Origin of the sequence: Enterococcus sp. DIV2453a (assembly GCF_050533535.1) — a bacterium.
GTDB lineage: Bacteria > Bacillota > Bacilli > Lactobacillales > Enterococcaceae > Enterococcus > Enterococcus faecalis.
In genome coordinates, this window is record NZ_CP172899.1 from 931,329 (window position 1) to 949,832 (window position 18,504).

19 protein-coding genes are annotated in these 18,504 nt (G+C 36.8%); 18 read left to right on the forward strand and 1 reads right to left on the reverse strand.

Annotation, left to right across the window (positions count from 1 at the left end; genetic code table 11):
- Positions 1-9: 9 nt before the first annotated feature.
- From IGK03_RS04720 to IGK03_RS04785, 14 genes are all read left to right on the forward strand, one after another.
- Positions 10-576, forward strand: a complete 567-nt coding sequence (locus tag IGK03_RS04720; RefSeq protein WP_025192066.1) for a kinase — start codon at positions 10-12, stop codon at positions 574-576.
- 27 nt (positions 577-603) lie between these two features.
- Positions 604-903: a hypothetical protein gene (locus IGK03_RS04725; protein ID WP_025186579.1), complete on the forward strand. Its 300-nt coding sequence runs from the start codon at positions 604-606 to the stop codon at positions 901-903.
- A 66-nt stretch (positions 904-969) separates the two neighbouring features.
- Positions 970-1,482, forward strand: a complete 513-nt coding sequence (locus IGK03_RS04730) for a GNAT family N-acetyltransferase (protein WP_025192065.1) — start codon at positions 970-972, stop codon at positions 1,480-1,482.
- Positions 1,483-1,530: 48 nt separating this feature from the next.
- The gene (locus tag IGK03_RS04735) at positions 1,531-1,971 is read left to right on the forward strand and encodes a GNAT family N-acetyltransferase (protein WP_010713541.1); all 441 of its coding nucleotides are present in this window, start codon (positions 1,531-1,533) and stop codon (positions 1,969-1,971) included.
- Between the two features lie 192 nt (positions 1,972-2,163).
- On the forward strand, positions 2,164-3,318 hold the full coding sequence (gene emeA, locus IGK03_RS04740; protein WP_002358140.1) for a multidrug efflux MFS transporter EmeA: 1,155 nt from the start codon (positions 2,164-2,166) through the stop codon (positions 3,316-3,318).
- Between the two features lie 146 nt (positions 3,319-3,464).
- Entirely contained in the window at positions 3,465-4,787 is a 1,323-nt protein-coding gene (locus IGK03_RS04745) for a Y-family DNA polymerase (RefSeq protein ID WP_002382081.1), read from the forward strand.
- 4 nt (positions 4,788-4,791) lie between these two features.
- Positions 4,792-5,181 carry a hypothetical protein gene (locus IGK03_RS04750; protein ID WP_002407077.1) on the forward strand — a complete coding sequence of 130 codons (390 nt, stop codon included), beginning with the start codon at positions 4,792-4,794 and terminating at the stop codon, positions 5,179-5,181.
- 71 nt (positions 5,182-5,252) lie between these two features.
- A complete protein-coding gene (locus tag IGK03_RS04755; protein WP_002360617.1) occupies positions 5,253-5,450 on the forward strand; it encodes a hypothetical protein in 198 nt (65 codons plus the stop codon).
- A 17-nt stretch (positions 5,451-5,467) separates the two neighbouring features.
- Positions 5,468-5,773, forward strand: a complete 306-nt coding sequence (locus IGK03_RS04760) for a hypothetical protein (RefSeq protein ID WP_002358136.1) — start codon at positions 5,468-5,470, stop codon at positions 5,771-5,773.
- Positions 5,774-5,825: 52 nt separating this feature from the next.
- Positions 5,826-6,257, forward strand: a complete 432-nt coding sequence (locus IGK03_RS04765) for a universal stress protein (protein WP_010706572.1) — start codon at positions 5,826-5,828, stop codon at positions 6,255-6,257.
- Positions 6,258-6,327: 70 nt separating this feature from the next.
- Positions 6,328-6,570, forward strand: coding sequence for a hypothetical protein (locus IGK03_RS04770; RefSeq protein WP_002358134.1), 243 nt, complete (start codon positions 6,328-6,330; stop codon positions 6,568-6,570).
- Between the two features lie 369 nt (positions 6,571-6,939).
- Positions 6,940-7,386 carry a GNAT family N-acetyltransferase gene (locus tag IGK03_RS04775; RefSeq protein ID WP_010713539.1) on the forward strand — a complete coding sequence of 149 codons (447 nt, stop codon included), beginning with the start codon at positions 6,940-6,942 and terminating at the stop codon, positions 7,384-7,386.
- 139 nt (positions 7,387-7,525) lie between these two features.
- A complete protein-coding gene (locus IGK03_RS04780; protein ID WP_174120964.1) occupies positions 7,526-8,239 on the forward strand; it encodes a DsbA family oxidoreductase in 714 nt (237 codons plus the stop codon).
- 70 nt (positions 8,240-8,309) lie between these two features.
- Complete coding sequence (locus tag IGK03_RS04785; RefSeq protein ID WP_002358131.1) at positions 8,310-8,705, forward strand: DUF805 domain-containing protein; 396 nt, start codon at positions 8,310-8,312, stop codon at positions 8,703-8,705.
- Positions 8,706-8,882: 177 nt separating this feature from the next.
- On the opposite strand, the gene IGK03_RS04790 is transcribed toward IGK03_RS04785, so the two are convergent.
- Positions 8,883-10,304 (reverse strand): helix-turn-helix domain-containing protein, encoded by a 1,422-nt coding sequence (locus IGK03_RS04790; protein WP_202334792.1) that lies wholly within the window; start codon positions 10,302-10,304, stop codon positions 8,883-8,885.
- Between the two features lie 174 nt (positions 10,305-10,478).
- Here IGK03_RS04790 and ebpA point away from each other — a divergent pair, with 174 nt between their 5' ends.
- The 4 genes from ebpA to srtC all read left to right on the forward strand — a co-directional run bounded on the left by ebpA (position 10,479) and on the right by srtC (position 18,208).
- Positions 10,479-13,943: an endocarditis and biofilm-associated pilus tip protein EbpA gene (gene ebpA / locus IGK03_RS04795; RefSeq protein ID WP_202334941.1), complete on the forward strand. Its 3,465-nt coding sequence runs from the start codon at positions 10,479-10,481 to the stop codon at positions 13,941-13,943.
- Between the two features lie 3 nt (positions 13,944-13,946).
- Positions 13,947-15,377: an endocarditis and biofilm-associated pilus minor subunit EbpB gene (gene ebpB, locus IGK03_RS04800; protein ID WP_430602516.1), complete on the forward strand. Its 1,431-nt coding sequence runs from the start codon at positions 13,947-13,949 to the stop codon at positions 15,375-15,377.
- On the forward strand, positions 15,374-17,257 hold the full coding sequence (gene ebpC, locus IGK03_RS04805; protein ID WP_430602518.1) for an endocarditis and biofilm-associated pilus major subunit EbpC: 1,884 nt from the start codon (positions 15,374-15,376) through the stop codon (positions 17,255-17,257). The genes ebpB and ebpC overlap by 4 nt, the downstream gene beginning before the upstream one ends.
- A gap of 93 nt (positions 17,258-17,350) precedes the next feature.
- Entirely contained in the window at positions 17,351-18,208 is an 858-nt protein-coding gene (gene srtC / locus IGK03_RS04810) for an Ebp pilus assembly class C sortase (protein WP_430602520.1), read from the forward strand.
- Positions 18,209-18,504: the final 296 nt, after the last annotated feature.

The following is an 18,504-nucleotide window of genomic DNA, read 5'->3' on the forward strand; positions in this document are numbered from 1 at the left end:
CAGCAAAACTTGGAGAGTTTTTTCCAAGTTTTTTGCTCTTTTGTGCTGGTTTTCAACAATCAAGAAAATGGAGGGAAACAGATGCAACCAAAATTAATTATTTTACGTGGTAATTCTGGTAGTGGTAAAACAACGATAGCTAAAGCGCTTCATCAGTGTCTTAAAGAACAATCGTTATTGATTTCTCAAGATGTGGTGCGCAGAGAAATGCTTCGTGTTAAAGATGAAACAGATAATCTAAGTATTGCTTTGTTAAAACAGTTGGTAGCTTTTGGTTATCAAGAATGCCAGTATGTGATTGTTGAAGGGATTTTTCAAAAAGCCATTTATCATTCCTTTTTTCAGGAAATAATTCATCTCTTTGAAGGAAACGTTCAGGTTTATTATTTTGATATTTCTTTTGAAGAAACGCTGAAAAGACATAGCCAGAGAAACAAGAATCAAGAATTTGGTGTCGTGGAAATGAAACGTTGGTGGCTACCAGAAGATTATTTAGGGTTTCCGGGAGAACAGCGGTTATCTGAACAACTGTCTGAAAAGCAGATTATCAGGCAAATTTTAGCAGATATTCAGTAGTAAGTGCTGCGCTTTTTAGAGAAATGGATGTTGTGGTATGATAAAAAAGAAGGAGTGGTTTCAATGGATTATCAAGAACGATTAAAAAATTTACCACCTGAAGTCATGACAGCTTTTTCAGAATCATTTATTTTTTTAATCAGTAACGATAAAGTTCAACATTTTCCTGCACGAGACTTAACGCAAGCTGAAATGATTCAACGAGTGAAAGAGAAATTAGGTGAAACGGTGACGTGGTCCTTATGGCAAGGGTTCGTTATTGCTGTTAATTCAGAAGAAACATGTGTTGCTGTTTTGCCCAAATATCATCAACTCGATGGTTTTTGAAAATGAATAAGGGAGCGAAGAATTATTCGCTTCGTTTTATAAAATGAAAACGCTTTTCGGGAGGAAATGCTAATGTCTGAGCTAGTGGTTATTAGAGAAATGCAAGAGAAAGATATCTTAGCGCTGGATACTCAATTTGTCCAACAAGGTTGGCCAAGTCGCCAAGAGATTTTAATGAACTATTTAGAAGAACAATTAGTCAAGCAACGAACGGTTTTTGTAGCGGAGAAAAAGGCAACGCTGTTAGGGTATGTGACGTTACTGCCATTATCTAAGGAAGGACCTTTTAAAAATTTATATCCTGAAATAGCTGATTTCAATGTATTCTTACCATTTCAAAAACAAGGAGTGGGGCGGTTATTATTAAATCGTGCAGAAAATGTTGCCAAAAGTTATGCAGATACTGTTTCTTTGGGAGTAGGCCTGCATCCTGGTTATGGTGCAGCGCAAAGATTATATATCAAACAAGGATATGTGCCAGATGGTTCAGGAGTCTGGTTTCAAAATAAGCAGCTGAAACCAAACGAACGGTGTGTTAATGATGATGAGTTAGTTCTTTATTTATCGAAAAAACTATAGAGTAGCCAAAGTAATACTCTATAAATATCATTTAGGAGGGTGTTACTCTTGATTAGAAAAATGAAGCCAACAGATGCAACGGCGTTAACTATCATTAATAAAGAACAATTGGGCTATGAAGTTCCCGTTGACGTGACCTGTAAACAGATTGAGAAATTACTACTAGCCAGTGACAGAGAGTTTTTATATGTTTATGAAGAAACGAAGACAGGCAAGATTTTAGGCTATGTGCATGCGCAACTGTATGAAACAATTTATTCCCAAACGTTATTGAACGTTCTGGGATTAGCAGTGGCAAAAGAAGCAGAAGGCCGTGGAATTGGCAAACAATTAATGACGAAACTAGAAACGGAAGCTAAAAAGTGTAACTTGTCTGCGATTCGCTTAAATTCAGGGGAACAGCGTACAGCAGCACATCAATTTTATGAACACATTGGCTATATTTCTGATAAAAAACAAAAGCGATTCATTAAATACTTGGATACTTAAGTTATGTCTTTAAAAAATAACAATTTCCTTTAAAAAAATAAGTAAAAACTAGTGAAATTTTCAGCGAATTAGTGTAAAATGTATCTCAATGACTCAACGAGTGTTTCAGCCGAAACACTGTCAAAGAAAGTACATACAAAGAAACAGAAATAGCCATTTTTGATGGCTGTTTTTTTATGGAGGAGGCAAATTATGACGAAAAAAAATAGTATGATGTACTTAGCAATTTCTAACTTATTTCTTGTTTTTCTAGGCGTAGGCCTAGTCATTCCCGTAATTCCCCAATTAAAAGAAGAAATGCATTTTTCTGGTACCACAATGGGAATGATGATTTCTATTTTTGCGATTGCCCAATTAATCACATCGCCAATCGCAGGTGTCCTTTCGGATAAAATTGGTCGGAAAAAAATGATTGCGACGGGTATGTTGGTGTTTTCAATTTCTGAGTTATTATTTGGTTTAGCCCAAGCGAAAAGCGGTTTTTATATTTCTCGTGGTTTAGGTGGGATTGCCGCCGCTTTATTAATGCCGTCAGTGACAGCCTTTGTGGCAGATATGACCACGATTTCTGAACGTCCGAAAGCGATGGGACTTGTGTCAGCTGCAATTAGTGGTGGTTTTATTATCGGACCAGGAGTTGGTGGTTTTATTGCTTATTTAGGTATTCGCGCCCCGTTTTTTGCAGCCGCATTTTTAGCGTTTATTGGTTTTATTTTGACATTAACTGTTTTGAAGGAGCCAGAGAAACGAATTTTAGCCGCTGTTGAAGCGAAAAAAGGTTCATTTATGGATATTTTAAGAAATCCAATGTTTACCTCATTATTTGTGATTATCTTAATTTCCTCTTTTGGCCTGCAAGCGTTCGAATCTATTTATAGTATTATGGCGACTATTAATTTTGGCTTTACCACAAGTGAAATAGCAATCGTGATTACGGTTAGTGGTATTTTAGCGTTGATTTGTCAGTTGTTTTTCTTTGATGCAATCGTCCAAAAAATAGGTGAAATGGGTTTAATCCAATTAACCTTTTTTGCAAGTGCCATTTTTATTGCCGTGATTGCCTTTACAAAAAATAATTTAGTTGTTGTATTTTCAACGTTTATTGTCTTTTTAGCGTTTGACTTGTTTAGACCAGCAGTAACTACTTATTTATCCAAACATGCTGGAGATCAACAAGGAACCATCAACGGTCTAAATTCGACATTTACAAGTTTTGGTAATATTTTAGGACCAATGGCAGCAGGAGCTTTATTTGATATCAATCACTTTTTCCCTTATTATGTTTCAGCAGTAATTCTGTTAGGAACGGGCTTTTTATCATTATTTTTAAATCGAAATAAGATGTAAAAGAAAAAATAAGTATTTGGAATATAAAAATTCCGAATACTTATTTTTTTTGATCACCAACCGTTCTTGAAAAAAAACAAAAAAATAAACAGTGTTCGCTTGATTAATCGAACATTTGTTCGTATAATGATTTTGCAAGTGAGGTGATGTTTGTGAAATTTGATTATGAAAAAGAACCTAGTCGCGATATTCTTTGTATTGATTGCAAAAGTTTTTACGCTAGTGTAGAATGCGCAGAACGTGGGTTAGATCCGTTGAAAACGATGTTGGTAGTGATGAGTAATGCCGAAAATGCGGGGGGATTAGTTTTATCAGCATCGCCAATGGCAAAAAAAGTTTTAGGTGTTTCAAATGTTACGCGTAAAAATCAAGTGCCCGCTCATCCTGATTTATATGTGGTTCCGCCACGAATGAATTTGTACATGAAAAAAAATCAAGAAATTAATAATTTATATAAAAAGTTTGTCGCAGATGAAGATCACTCTGTGTTTAGTGTAGATGAATCATTTCTTGATGTAACGGCTTCTTTAAGTTATTTTCATTGTGAAACTGCCTATAAAATGGCTCGGATTATCCAAAGAGTCGTTTATAATCATGTGGGTATTTATGTGACCGTTGGGATAGGGGACAATCCGTTACTGGCTAAATTGGCGTTGGACAATGGCGCCAAACATTCGCCAGATTTTATTGCAGAATGGCGGTATGATCGTGTACCAGATACTGTCTGGCAGTTGCCTTCTTTGACAGATTTTTGTGGGATTGGTCGCAGAATGGCTAAACGACTGAATCGTTTAGGAATTGATTCTGTATATGAGTTAGCGCAAGCGAATCCGCATCTTTTACAAGAAACATTTGGCGTGATGGGGCTTCAATTGTATGCTCATTCATGGGGGATTGATCGTACCTTTTTAGGGAAAAAAGCGCAACATAAAGCTGAAAAATCATTTGGAAATAGTCAGATTTTGCCGAGAGATTATGCGCGAAGAGATCAGATTGAACTAGTCTTAAAGGAACTGACAGAACAAGTGGCTGCTCGTTTAAGAAAAGCGCATTGTCAAACGGAATGTATCACAGTCTACGTTGGTTATTCCAAAGGTCAAATTGACCGTGAAGGACGAACTGGTTGGCGAAAACAACAAACGATTCCTGCAACAAACAATACAAAAGTTTTGATCACCTATGTATTAGCCCTTTTTAGAGAACATTATCTAGCGGGAACCGATGTCCGGCAATTAGGGCTTTCTTATGGGAAATTAGTTTGGAATGAATCTTTACAATTAGATTTATTTTCGGAACCAGAAGAGCAAATTAGTGAAATGGAGTTAAACTATCTGATTGATAAAATCCGACAAAAATTTGGCTTTCAAGCTTTAATCCACGCCTCTTCTTTGTTGGAAGGCGCGACGGCAATTCATCGTTCAGGATTAGTCGGTGGACATGCTGGAGGAAATGTCGGTTTAGGAGGATAACACCATGAAACGAACAAAAAAAGAATTTACACCTTATAATGAGTACCATGATCGGCCCTTTGAACTGAAATGGGCGACCGCTTTTGCATTGGGGGAGTTACAAGAAGGAATCGAAGCTTCTGACGAATATTCTAAGAGAGCGTTTGAACGCTTACCGCAACAGACAACAGAAGAAATTGAAGAATACTTAGAGCAGTCTTTAAAAAATAACCAGGTTTTAGAAATCCAATTGAATACATTGGATGATTATGGCCGTGTTCAACCGCCAATTGTTGGTGTTTTTGAAGGGATGAGTTCAATGGAGTATGCAAAAGTTGGACATACACATATTTTATTTGAAGAGATTCGGCATATTAAAAGTCATGAGTTTACAAAGTGGTCGAGCCTTGATTAAAAAACTATTGTTATACGTGCGTTTTGTGAAAACATATGAGATAATGTTCATAGGTAATAGAAATAAAAATTATGGAGGTGGCTAGGATGGGACATCATTTAAAAGGACACCATGGCAAAAAAACAAACGCAAATGGCGGTTTTTTAACAAAGTTATTGGCAGGCGGCGCCTTAGTGGGCGTAGGAAAAAAGTTATACGATAATCGTGAAAAAATTAAAGAGCTGTTAAGTGACGACAAAGAAAAAAGCAACGACACTGAAAACAAATAAAGGACTGGATTGACGGAATGGTAAAAGATGCAGCGTATATTATTGAAGAGATTACCACGATTTTAGAAGGAACCTATTTTGTGATAACCAAGAAAGCGAATAAGCGCCGCATGTGTTTACATGTTTCAGATACCGCGAAAGAATTTTTACGTTGTCGACTGGAGTATGAAACATTCTTAGAGCAACAGTTTGATTATGCCACAATGTTTTTAGAAACATGTACGGAAGATGTTTCTGTTGAAATTCAAACGGGACTACTTGAAGAAACAAATTATCAAGCATTAACCGTGGAAAAATTACAACAGATAGCCACTAAAATGTAACACAGCTGTTGTGTTAGTTTTGATTCTTAATTTGGTTAAGGAGGCGGATAAAATGTCAGTATATCAACATATTTTGGTTGCTCTTGATGGCTCAGATCAATCTGAAAAAGCTTTTCATGAAGCTGTCAGGATTGCCAAAGAGGAACAAGCCACTCTTTATTTAGCTACAATTATTAATGATGCTGAATTTACGACGAGTCCATTTTCTTTTGAAGAATTGTATGATTTAGAAAAACACAAGTCAGAAGAGATGCTCACTGGAAAGGCAAAACAAGCGAGTGAAATTGGTGTAAAAACAGTCAAAAAAATTGTTGAACTTGGGAGCCCAAAACGTTATCTTGCCAACACGATTTCTGAAAATTATGCCATAGATTTAATTGTGCTAGGTGCCACGGGAAGAGGTGCTATTCAACGAACCTTGATTGGTTCTACTACAGATTATGTGGTTAACCATGCTTTGTGCAATGTCTTAGTCGTTCGCTAATTGTGAGTAATTAATCAAGGAAACAATGTTTTATCGGGACGTTTTTTTAAATTAAACGAGAGGTGAGTTTATGAAAACAAAAATCGGAAAAACAGTTATCTTGTCAGCGTTTTTATTCACAAGTTTCCTTTTACTGAGTGGTTGTACCTCGGCTGGCGAAGAGATGGAAAAAACAATTGATCGACAGAAAGAAAAAGTCGATAAAACGGTCGATAAGCAGAAACATAAAAATGAAAATTCCATGGAAAGTTACGACGAAAAAGTTGACCGTTCTTTAGATAGTCAAGAAGACAAAATCGATACTACTGAGTAACGGGAAAGCTTTCAACTATCGGCTAGTAAATAAATAATATACAAAAGGGAGCATCCACTGCAGTTATTTCTCACAGCGGATCCTCTCTTTTGTGGTTAAAAAGAAAAAGTTAACTGCTCCCCAACAGTTAACTTTTAATCATGTTGCACATAGTTAAAACACTCTATATATCATTTATATCATTTGAAACGGGCAGTGTAAAAAGAAATCTCTTGAAAAGAGTCTCCATTTATAGGGAAGATTTCCCATAAAAAAGAGAAACGTATAATCACAGAGAGTTAGAGAAAGCAAAGGGAAATAAGTATGTTAAAATAAGAAGCAAGAAAGAAGACAAGTATGCAGAAAATAACAACTAATTAGGTGAAAACAATGGAAATACATTTTGAAAAAGTAACAAACGATAATCGTAAAGCAGTGGAAAACCTACAAGTTTTCGCTGAACAACAAACCTTCATTGAATCAATGGCAGAAAATCTAAAAGAATCGGACCAATTTCCAGAATGGGAATCGGCAGGTATTTATGACGGCAATCAATTAATCGGCTATGCCATGTATGGACGTTGGCAAGATGGGCGCGTTTGGTTAGACCGCTTTTTAATTGATCAACGGTTCCAAGGACAAGGTTATGGGAAAGCAGCCTGTCGACTTTTAATGTTAATGCTAATAGAAAAATACCAAACAAACAAGCTATACTTGAGTGTTTATGATACGAACAGCTCAGCAATTCGGTTGTATCAACAACTTGGTTTTGTATTTAATGGTGAATTAGATACGAATGGTGAGCGGGTAATGGAATGGACACATCAGAATAAGTAGATAGAACAGGTGAGACAAAAGCCATAGCGCATTTTGTTTCATCTTTTTCTTTTAATTGGCTTCATTTGTTTACTTTTAGTAAGCAAAATGGTAAATTTAGTTCAATCTGTTTTGAAAAAAGAGTTACTGGAGGGTAAGGATGAAAATAGAATTTTTCCATGATGTTATTTGTAGTTTTTGTTTTCCAATGTCTGACCGCATGCATGAGATTCAACAAGAATTTCCTGAAATTGAATTGATTCATCGGTCGTTTGCGTTGGGGTGGTCCGCAAACGATTTTGAAACAATGTTTGGCTCACGAGCAGCAGTAAAAGAAGAAGTTTTGACGCATTGGGTGCATGCCAATCAAAACGATTCAAAGCATCGTTTTAATATTGAAGGGATGAGGAAGCAACGATTTGATTTTCCAACATCAAAGAATGCATTATTAGCAGCAAAAGCAGCTGGATACATTGGCAACCAAGACACTTATTGGGTACTGTTTGATAAGTTACAAGAAGGTTTATTTATGAGAAGTTTAAATATTGAAGAGCCAGAAGTAATTGAGGAGCTAGTAAAAGAGACAACGATTGATTTTGCTTTATGGAAAGAAGCTGTTGCTTCCGAGGCTGTTTGGACGGCGGTTCAAGAAGATTTTGCGCTAGCTTCTGCTTATGGTTTACAAGGAGTTCCCGCACTAATCATTAATCAAAAATATTTAATTAATGGTGCAGTACCGAAACAGCAAATCAGCCAAACTATTCAAAAAATTCTCGCAGAAGAAAAACAACAGCAACCGTTAGTTTCATTAACTCCTTCTTCTGAAGAGTCAGCTTCGTGTGAGTTTAAGGAAGGCACATGGACGTGTCATTAAGCGGCATAAAATAACGTTATTCTTTGACAAAACGAAAGACTTCTGTAATAGTTAATGCGGGGGTGATAATATGTTTAACGCGTATAGAGAATACTGGAATAATATTACAACAATGAATGCGTCAGCAACACGAGCACAATATTGGTGGCCACAATTAATTAATTATTTGGTGTTAGGGATTTATTCAGCAATTACGGGCGTTTACAGATATATTGAAGTAACACCCAATGATGGAACAATCATTAAAGAATGGAATACTGTGACCATTATCTTTTTCTTGCTGACTGCTTTAATTTGGTTGGCAAACTTTACTGTTCGAGCAAGAAGATTGCATGATCGCGACCACAGTAACTGGTGGATTTTATTCTATTTACTTCCTTTTATCGGTACTTTAGTGATCTTCATTACATTAATTTTGCCAAGTAAAAGTCACACAAGATGGCCAGTGAATCAATCAGAAATTTAATTTGCTGGTTTCGTTTATCAATTTTTAAGCCTGGGACAAAAATCCAAAGTGATTTTTGTCCCAGGCTCATTTTCTTTTTTATTTTAGAAAAATATCTTCTGTATGATGGCACCTCACATTACGCGGTTCTTGATAAAAGGGCTATCTTTTTGGTAGATAGGGAAAACCATTAAGACGTTAAAAGTTTAATAAATCGAGCAATTCTCTTTTGTTAGAAAATAAGATAGCATCATTAATTAAAATACTTGGAACACTGGTTTCAATAATTGGTTGATTGGTAATAATCAAATCAAATTCTTCAAGTTGATGTTCACCTAATTGTTCTTCCGTAATTGCTAACGTATTTGAACGAATCCGATGCAAAGCTAAAATATCGTGGACATAGTTTCCAATATATTGACTATGATTCAGGCCCATGTCGCTAATAATCAAAATCTTTTTTGAGTCGAAACTCTGGTTAATTTCTGGAAAAGTATTAAGCAACCAAAAAATATAAGAAGATGAATAGTTTAATAGATTTGTTTCTAAAAGAGCGGAAAAGAAATGCAATTCTGCTTTTAATCGTGCATATAAGTGAAGCTGAGTAAAATGAATTTGTCGAGTGAAAAAGGTGGCCCTTTGTGTCAATTCGGAGGTGTCAAAAGGCACTAATTGAGAAAACAAATAAAGACAGGTTAACAAGTGAACAGCGAAGTCGACGACTTCTTCTGTTAATTGTTCAATCTGTGAAAAAGCATTAAATTTTAAATTTTCACGTATTCTTTGACTGATGACTTCTTGGTCTTCGGAGTAGTATTGCTGAAAAGCGCCTCTTTGAAAATACAGGAGAACTTCCCGATAGGTCTCACGGCTGAGTCCAGTAAAATGACGACTGAGTAAAAGATAATCTTCCATTTTGATTGGACTCTTTTTATCTGTTTTTTTCTGGAAACGTTGTTGAAATCCTTGATGCTCTCTTAATAAATCAACAATAAAATACATAATAAAGAAATCGTGTTCATAACTGTTATCCATACTAATAATATTTAATTGGCATTGATTACGGCGCATTAATTGTTTGATTTCCTGCTTATCTAATTGATAAGGCAATTCATAATGACCATAATACATTAAAAAGAAAAAGGTTGTAAAAATACGTAAAGGCAATTCTTCTGTTTGGCTAGTTAATTGATAGCCTTGATCAACGATAACGCGAAGAGAGTAAGTTTCCAAGACCTGATTACACTGCTTCAATTTTCGAGCAAAAGAAGAGCGACTAATATTGATGGTATCGCAATAATATTCGATGGTTTTGCCAGGATTTTGGATAAATTCATGGAGCAATTGGGTGGTCGTTGACGTTTTTGCCATATCCGTCAGTACGTTTAAATATAAGGACACATTAAAGTTTTCTAAACGATAGCCTAATTTATGCGATGTTTTAATGGTTAAACTTTCGCCCCAACGCTGTTTAATCTCCTCAATATAACGAATAAAAGTAGACTCAGAACTACCAATATATTTTGCAAGTTCTTTTTTAGTCATCCATTTATCAGAAATGGATAAGACACGAATGATTTCTTCCATTTTCCGATAATTTTTTTCTAAAAACCTAATCATATTGTTTCCTCCCAAGTCCTTTACTTTAATGAAACAATCATCGAAACAATAACGCAATTTCAGAAATGAAACCGCTTGGTATGAAAGCTGGTGTGATTTAATGAGCTCCTTCTCTGTATAATAATTATCAGATTAGAATAATGAAATTTTACGTGCTAGGCAATTCTAATTTAACTGTTAATTCATAAAAGAAAGGAGAGAACAGACATTAAATTACTAAAGAAATTTGGGGTTTTCGGCGTAGTCTTTTTACTTGTCTCATCCTATTTCATACCGCTCATTGGCTATGCAGAAACAGCCAAAGAAGTTGAAATTACATCCGCTCAAATGATAACAGATGAGAATGATAAAACGAATATTAATATCGAGTTAAATCTTCTCAACCAAACAGAGCAGCCATTACAACGAGAAATTCAATTGAAAAATGCACAGTTCATGGATACTGCTGTAATTGAAAAAGACGGATATTCTTACCAAGTGACTAATGGTACGCTTTATCTGACTTTGGACGCACAAGTAAAAAAGCCGGTACAGCTTTCGTTAGCTGTTGAGCAAGGTTCGCTTCAAACAGCTCAGCCACCTAAGTTATTGTATGAAAACAACGAATATGATGTTTCAGTTACTTCTGAAAAAATAACAGTAGAGGATTCTGCTAAAGAATCAACTGAACCAGAAAAAATAACTGTACCAGAAAATACGAAAGAAACTAACAAAAATGATTCGGCTCCAGAAAAAACAGAACAGCCGACCGCAACAGAAGAGGTAACCAATCCATTTGCAGAAGCAAGAATGGCGCCAGCCACTTTGAGAGCGAATCTGGCACTACCTTTAATTGCACCACAATACACGACGGATAATTCTGGTACTTATCCGACAGCTAATTGGCAGCCCACAGGCAATCAAAATGTGTTAAACCATCAAGGGAATAAAGATGGTGGTACACAATGGGATGGTCAAACGAGTTGGAATGGGGACCCTACTAATCGCACAAATTCTTATATTGAGTATGGCGGTACAGGAGACCAAGCCGATTATGCCATCCGAAAATATGCTAGAGAAACAACAACACCAGGGCTTTTTGATGTATATCTTAATGTGCGTGGAAATGTTCAAAAAGAAATCACACCATTGGATTTGGTCTTAGTCGTTGACTGGTCCGGAAGTATGAATGAAAACAATCGGATTGGTGAAGTACAAAAAGGAGTGAACCGTTTTGTTGATACATTGGCAGATAGCGGTATTACCAATAACATCAACATGGGCTATGTTGGCTACTCAAGTGACGGTTATAATAACAACGCCATTCAAATGGGACCGTTTGATACAGTCAAAAATCCAATTAAAAATATTACGCCAAGTAGCACTAGAGGAGGAACTTTCACTCAAAAAGCATTAAGAGATGCTGGTGATATGTTAGCAACGCCAAATGGACATAAGAAAGTTATTGTACTTTTAACGGATGGCGTCCCAACCTTCTCTTATAAAGTGAGTCGAGTTCAAACAGAGGCGGATGGTCGCTTTTACGGGACACAATTTACGAATCGACAAGACCAACCAGGTAGCACTTCTTATATCTCTGGTAGCTATAATGCGCCAGATCAAAACAATATCAGTAAACGAATTAACAGTACGTTTATCGCCACGATAGGTGAGGCAATGGCCTTAAAACAACGTGGGATTGAAATACATGGATTGGGCATTCAATTGCAAAGCGATCCACGAGCTAATTTATCTAAACAACAAGTTGAAGATAAAATGCGTGAGATGGTGTCAGCCGATGAAAATGGAGACCTTTATTATGAATCCGCGGATTATGCACCAGACATTTCTGATTATTTAGCGAAAAAAGCCGTTCAGATTTCAGGAACGGTTGTAAACGGAAAAGTAGTTGATCCAATTGCTGAACCTTTTAAATACGAGCCAAATACATTATCAATGAAAAGTGTGGGTCCTGTTCAGGTTCAAACATTACCAGAAGTGTCGCTAACAGGCGCTACAATTAATAGTAATGAGATTTATTTGGGTAAAGGGCAAGAAATTCAAATTCATTATCAAGTACGTATTCAAACAGAGTCAGAAAACTTCAAACCTGATTTTTGGTATCAAATGAATGGTCGGACAACGTTTCAGCCATTAGCCACGGCCCCTGAAAAAGTTGATTTTGGGGTTCCTTCGGGAAAAGCACCTGGCGTGAAGTTAAACGTGAAAAAAATCTGGGAAGAGTATGATCAAGACCCAACAAGTCGGCCAGATAACGTGATTTATGAAATTAGTAGAAAGCAAGTAACTGACACAGCCAACTGGCAAACTGGGTATATTAAATTATCAAAACCAGAAAATGATACCAGCAATAGTTGGGAGCGCAAAAATGTAACCCAACTTTCCAAAACCGCGGATGAAAGCTATCAAGAAGTTCTTGGACTTCCCCAATACAATAATCAAGGACAAGCTTTCAATTACCAAACAACCCGTGAATTAGCAGTTCCTGGTTACAGTCAAGAAAAAATCGACGATACTACTTGGAAAAACACGAAGCAGTTCAAGCCATTAGATTTAAAAGTAATCAAAAATTCTTCCTCAGGTGAGAAAAACTTAGCGGGAGCCGTCTTTGAATTGAGTGGTAAAAATGTTCAGACAACATTAGTGGACAATAAAGATGGGAGCTACTCCTTGCCAAAAGATGTGCGCCTACAAAAAGGGGAACGCTATACATTAACTGAAGTAAAAGCACCTGCAGGACATGAGTTAGGTAAGAAAACGACTTGGCAAATTGAGGTGAGTGAGCAAGGCAAAGTAAGCATCGATGGACAAGAAGTGACCACCACAAATCAAGTTATTCCATTGGAAATTGAAAATAAATTTTCTTCTTTGCCAATCAGAATTAGAAAATACACCATGCAAAACGGCAAACAAGTGAACTTAGCAGAGGTGACTTTTGCGTTGCAAAGAAAAAATGCTCAAGGAAGTTACCAAACTGTGGCAACTCAAAAAACAGATACTGCAGGATTGAGCTATTTTAAAATTAGTGAACCTGGTGAGTATCGAATGGTGGAACAATCAGGACCATTAGGATACGACACTCTTGCTGGAAATTATGAATTTACTGTTGATAAATATGGGGAAATTCACTATGCAGGCAAAAATATTGAAGAAAATGCGCCAGAATGGACACTGACACATCAAAATCATTTGAAACCTTTTGACTTAACGGTTCATAAAAAAGCCGATAATCAGACGCCACTTAAAGGAGCGAAATTCCGTTTAACAGGACCAGATACGGATATTGAATTACCAAAAGATGGCAAAGAAACGGATACTTTTGTTTTTGAAAACTTAAAACCAGGGAAATATGTCCTAACAGAAACCTTTACGCCAGAAGGATATCAGGGGTTAAAAGAACCAATCGAATTAATAATTCGCGAAGATGGTTCAGTCACGATAGATGGGGAAAAAGTAGCAGATGTTTTAATTTCTGGAGAGAAGAATAATCAAATTACTTTAGATGTTACTAACCAAGCAAAGGTTCCTTTACCTGAAACTGGTGGCATAGGACGCTTGTGGTTTTACTTGATAGCGATTAGTACATTCGTGATAGCGGGTGTTTATCTCTTTATTAGACGACCAGAAGGGAGTGTGTAATCGATGAAAAACGCACGTTGGTTAAGTATTTGCGTCATGCTACTCGCTCTTTTCGGGTTTTCACAGCAAGCATTAGCAGAAGCATCGCAAGCAAGCGTTCAAGTTACGTTGCACAAATTATTGTTCCCTGATGGTCAATTACCAGAACAGCAGCAAAACACAGGGGAAGAGGGAACGCTGCTTCAAAATTATCGGGGCTTAAATGACGTCACTTATCAAGTCTATGATGTGACGGATCCGTTTTATCAGCTTCGTTCTGAAGGAAAAACGGTCCAAGAGGCACAGCGTCAATTAGCAGAAACCGGTGCAACAAATAGAAAACCGATCGCAGAAGATAAAACACAGACAATAAATGGAGAAGATGGAGTGGTTTCTTTTTCATTAGCTAGCAAAGATTCGCAGCAACGAGATAAAGCCTATTTATTTGTTGAAGCGGAAGCACCGGAAGTGGTAAAGGAAAAAGCTAGCAACCTAGTAGTGATTTTGCCTGTTCAAGATCCACAAGGGCAATCGTTAACGCATATTCATTTATATCCAAAAAATGAAGAAAATGCCTATGACTTACCACCACTTGAAAAAACGGTACTCGATAAGCAACAAGGCTTTAATCAAGGAGAGCACATTAACTATCAGTTAACGACTCAGATTCCAGCGAATATTTTAGGATATCAGGAATTCCGTTTGTCAGATAAGGCGGATACAACGTTGACACTTTTACCAGAATCAATTGTGGTAAAAGTGGCTGGAAAAACAGTTACTACAGGTTACACACTGACGACGCAAAAGCATGGATTTACGCTTGATTTTTCAATTAAAGACTTGCAAAACTTTGCAAATCAAACAATGACTGTGTCGTATCAAATGCGTTTAGAAAAGACCGCTGAACCTGACACTGCGATTAACAACGAAGGACAATTAGTCACGGACAAACATACCTTGACTAAAAGAGCCACAGTTCGTACAGGTGGCAAGTCTTTTGTCAAAGTTGATAGTGAAAATGCGAAAATCACCTTGCCAGAGGCTGTTTTTATCGTCAAAAATCAAGCGGGGGAATACCTCAATGAAACAGCAAACGGGTATCGTTGGCAAAAAGAAAAAGCATTAGCTAAAAAACTCACGTCTAATCAAGCCGGTGAATTTTCAGTTAAAGGCTTAAAAGATGGCCAGTACTTCTTAGAAGAAATCTCTGCACCAAAAGGTTATCTTCTGAATCAAACAGAAATTCCTTTTACGGTGGAAAAAAATTCTTATGCAACGAACGGACAACGAACAGCACCGTTACATGTAATCAATAAAAAAGTAAAAGAGTCAGGCTTCTTACCAAAAACAAATGAAGAACGTTCTATTTGGTTGACGATTGCAGGCCTGCTAATCATTGGGCTGGTAGCCATTTGGCTATTTTATCAAAAACAAAAAAGAGGAGAGAGAAAATGAAGCAATTAAAAAAAGTTTGGTACACCGTTAGTACCTTGTTACTAATTTTGCCACTTTTCACGAGTGTATTAGGGACAACAACTGCATTTGCAGAAGAAAATGGGGAGAGCGCACAGCTCGTGATTCACAAAAAGAAAATGACGGATTTACCAGATCCGCTTATTCAAAATAGCGGGAAAGAAATGAGCGAGTTTGATAAATATCAAGGACTGGCAGATGTGACGTTTAGTATTTATAACGTGACGAGCGAATTTTACGAGCAACGAGCGGCAGGCGCAAGCGTTGATGCAGCTAAACAAGCTGTCCAAAGTTTAACTCCTGGGAAACCTGTTGCTCAAGGAACCACCGATGCAAATGGGAATGTCACTGTTCAGTTACCTAAAAAACAAAATGGTAAAGATGCAGTGTACACCATTAAAGAGGAACCAAAAGAGGGCGTAGTTGCTGCTACGAATATGGTGGTGGCGTTCCCAGTTTACGAAATGATCAAGCAAGCAGATGGTTCCTATAAATATGGAACAGAAGAATTAGCGATTGTTCATATTTATCCTAAAAATGTGGTAGCCAATGATGGTAGTTTACATGTGAAAAAAGTAGGAACTGCTGAAAATGAAGGATTAAATGGCGCAGAATTTGTTATTTCTAAAAGCGAAGGCTCACCAGGCACAGTAAAATATATCCAAGGAGTCAAAGATGGATTATATACATGGACAACGGATAAAGAACAAGCAAAACGCTTTATTACTGGGAAAAGTTATGAAATTGGCGAAAATGATTTCACAGAAGCAGAGAATGGAACGGGAGAATTAACAGTTAAAAATCTTGAGGTTGGTTCGTATATTTTAGAAGAAGTAAAAGCGCCAAATAATGCAGAATTAATTGAAAATCAAACAAAAACACCATTTACAATTGAAGCAAACAATCAAACACCTGTTGAAAAAACAGTCAAAAATGATACCTCTAAAGTTGATAAAACAACACCAAACTTAGATGGTAAAGATGTGGCAATTGGCGAAAAAATTAAATATCAAATTTCTGTAAATATTCCATTGGGGATTGCAGACAAAGAAGGCGACGCTAATAAATACGTCAAATTCAATTTAGTTGATAAACATGATGCAGCCTTAACTTTTGATAACGTGACTTCTGGAGAGTATGCCTATGCGTTATATGATGGGGATACAGTGATTGCTCCTGAAAATTATCAAGTGACTGAACAAGCAAATGGCTTCACTGTCGCCGTTAATCCAGAATATATTCCTACGTTAACGCCAGGCGGCACACTAAAATTCGTTTACTTTATGCATTTAAATGAAAAAGCAGATCCTACGAAAGGCTTTAAAAATGAGGCGAATGTTGATAACGGTCATACCGACGACCAAACACCACCAACTGTTGAAGTTGTGACAGGTGGGAAACGTTTCATTAAAGTCGATGGCGATGTGACAGCGACACAAGCCTTGGCGGGAGCTTCCTTTGTCGTTCGTGATCAAAACAGTGACACAGCAAATTATTTGAAAATCGATGAAACAACGAAAGCAGCAACTTGGGTGAAAACAAAAGCTGAAGCGACTACTTTTACAACAACGGCTGATGGATTAGTTGATATCACAGGGCTTAAATACGGTACCTATTATTTAGAAGAAATTGTAGCTCCTGATGATTATGTCTTGTTAACAAATCGGATTGAATTTGTGGTCAATGAACAATCATATGGCACAACAGAAAACCTAGTTTCACCAGAAAAAGTACCAAACAAACACAAAGGTACCTTACCTTCAACAGGTGGCAAAGGAATCTACGTTTACTTAGGAAGTGGCGCAGTCTTGCTACTTATTGCAGGAGTCTACTTTGCTAGACGTAGAAAAGAAAATGCTTAATTTCTAGCATCACCGAAGAAATTTTTAGAAAAACAAAGAGCCTGGGCCAATCACTGTCCCAGGCTCTCATGCTTTATTTTTAAGGAGGAAGCAATGAAGTCAAAAAAGAAACGTCGTATCATTGATGGTTTTATGATTCTTTTACTGATTATTGGAATAGGTGCATTTGCGTATCCTTTTGTTAGCGATGCATTAAATAACTATCTGGATCAACAAATTATCGCTCATTATCAAGCAAAAGCAAGCCAAGAAAACACCAAAGAAATGGCTGAACTTCAAGAAAAAATGGAAAAGAAAAACCAAGAATTAGCGAAAAAAGGCAGCAATCCTGGATTAGATCCTTTTTCTGAAACGCAAAAAACAACGAAAAAACCAGACAAATCCTATTTTGAAAGTCATACGATTGGTGTTTTAACCATTCCAAAAATAAATGTCCGTTTACCAATTTTTGATAAAACGAATGCATTGCTATTGGAAAAAGGAAGCTCCTTGTTAGAAGGAACCTCCTATCCTACAGGTGGTGCGAATACACATGCGGTCATTTCAGGCCATTGTGGTCTCCCTCAAGCCAAATTATTTACAGATTTGCCAGAATTAAAAAAAGGCGATGAATTTTATATCGAAGTTAACGGGAAGACGCTTGCTTATCAAGTAGATCAAATAAAAACCGTTGAACCAACTGATACAAAAGATTTACACATTGAGTCTGGCCAAGATCTCGTCACTTTATTAACTTGCACACCGTATATGATAAACAGTCATCGGTTATTAGTTCGAGGACATCGTATCCCATATCAACCAGAAAAAGCAGCAGCGGGGATGAAAAAAGTGGCACAACAACAAAATTTACTATTATGGACATTACTTTTAATTGCCTGTGCGTTAATTATTAGCGGCTTCATTATCTGGTACAAGCGGCGGAAAAAGACGACCAGAAAGCATGGAAATTAACGATTCGTATAATAAAAGTGACTATGTTTTTATTTTTTTAAACCCTTTACGTAGTAAATCAATGACCAAACCTAAGCAAAAATAAGTACAAAAATGAAGCCCAGAAGAAATCAACATTCTGGTTGTTAAAGGCTGCTGGGAATAATAAGTATCCAGCACAGGCGTTTGGTGAATAATAGAAAAACCTAGAAAATCTGTAAGGGCCAATAGAAATCCCTTACTATCATATCCAGAAAACCAAAGTAGTATGACGAAAAGGCTAAACATACTAAAAAAAGAGTAAAAAAATAGCTTTT

What these genes read in the sequence shown, in the direction of transcription:
- IGK03_RS04725 (WP_025186579.1), top strand. Translation starts at nt 604, where the DNA reads ATGTTGTGGTATGATAAAAAAGAAGGAGTGGTTTCAATGGATTATCAA.
- IGK03_RS04730 (WP_025192065.1), top strand. Translation starts at nt 970, where the DNA reads ATGCTAATGTCTGAGCTAGTGGTTATTAGAGAAATGCAAGAGAAAGAT.
- emeA (WP_002358140.1), top strand. Translation starts at nt 2,164, where the DNA reads ATGACGAAAAAAAATAGTATGATGTACTTAGCAATTTCTAACTTATTT.
- IGK03_RS04745 (WP_002382081.1), top strand. Translation starts at nt 3,465, where the DNA reads ATGTTTGTGAAATTTGATTATGAAAAAGAACCTAGTCGCGATATTCTT.
- IGK03_RS04750 (WP_002407077.1), top strand. Translation starts at nt 4,792, where the DNA reads ATGAAACGAACAAAAAAAGAATTTACACCTTATAATGAGTACCATGAT.
- IGK03_RS04755 (WP_002360617.1), top strand. Translation starts at nt 5,253, where the DNA reads ATGGAGGTGGCTAGGATGGGACATCATTTAAAAGGACACCATGGCAAA.
- IGK03_RS04760 (WP_002358136.1), top strand. Translation starts at nt 5,468, where the DNA reads ATGGTAAAAGATGCAGCGTATATTATTGAAGAGATTACCACGATTTTA.
- IGK03_RS04765 (WP_010706572.1), top strand. Translation starts at nt 5,826, where the DNA reads ATGTCAGTATATCAACATATTTTGGTTGCTCTTGATGGCTCAGATCAA.
- IGK03_RS04770 (WP_002358134.1), top strand. Translation starts at nt 6,328, where the DNA reads ATGAAAACAAAAATCGGAAAAACAGTTATCTTGTCAGCGTTTTTATTC.
- IGK03_RS04775 (WP_010713539.1), top strand. Translation starts at nt 6,940, where the DNA reads ATGGAAATACATTTTGAAAAAGTAACAAACGATAATCGTAAAGCAGTG.
- IGK03_RS04780 (WP_174120964.1), top strand. Translation starts at nt 7,526, where the DNA reads ATGAAAATAGAATTTTTCCATGATGTTATTTGTAGTTTTTGTTTTCCA.
- IGK03_RS04785 (WP_002358131.1), top strand. Translation starts at nt 8,310, where the DNA reads ATGTTTAACGCGTATAGAGAATACTGGAATAATATTACAACAATGAAT.
- IGK03_RS04790 (WP_202334792.1), bottom strand. Translation starts at nt 10,304, where the DNA reads ATGATTAGGTTTTTAGAAAAAAATTATCGGAAAATGGAAGAAATCATT.
- ebpB (WP_430602516.1), top strand. Translation starts at nt 13,947, where the DNA reads ATGAAAAACGCACGTTGGTTAAGTATTTGCGTCATGCTACTCGCTCTT.
- ebpC (WP_430602518.1), top strand. Translation starts at nt 15,374, where the DNA reads ATGAAGCAATTAAAAAAAGTTTGGTACACCGTTAGTACCTTGTTACTA.
- srtC (WP_430602520.1), top strand. Translation starts at nt 17,351, where the DNA reads ATGAAGTCAAAAAAGAAACGTCGTATCATTGATGGTTTTATGATTCTT.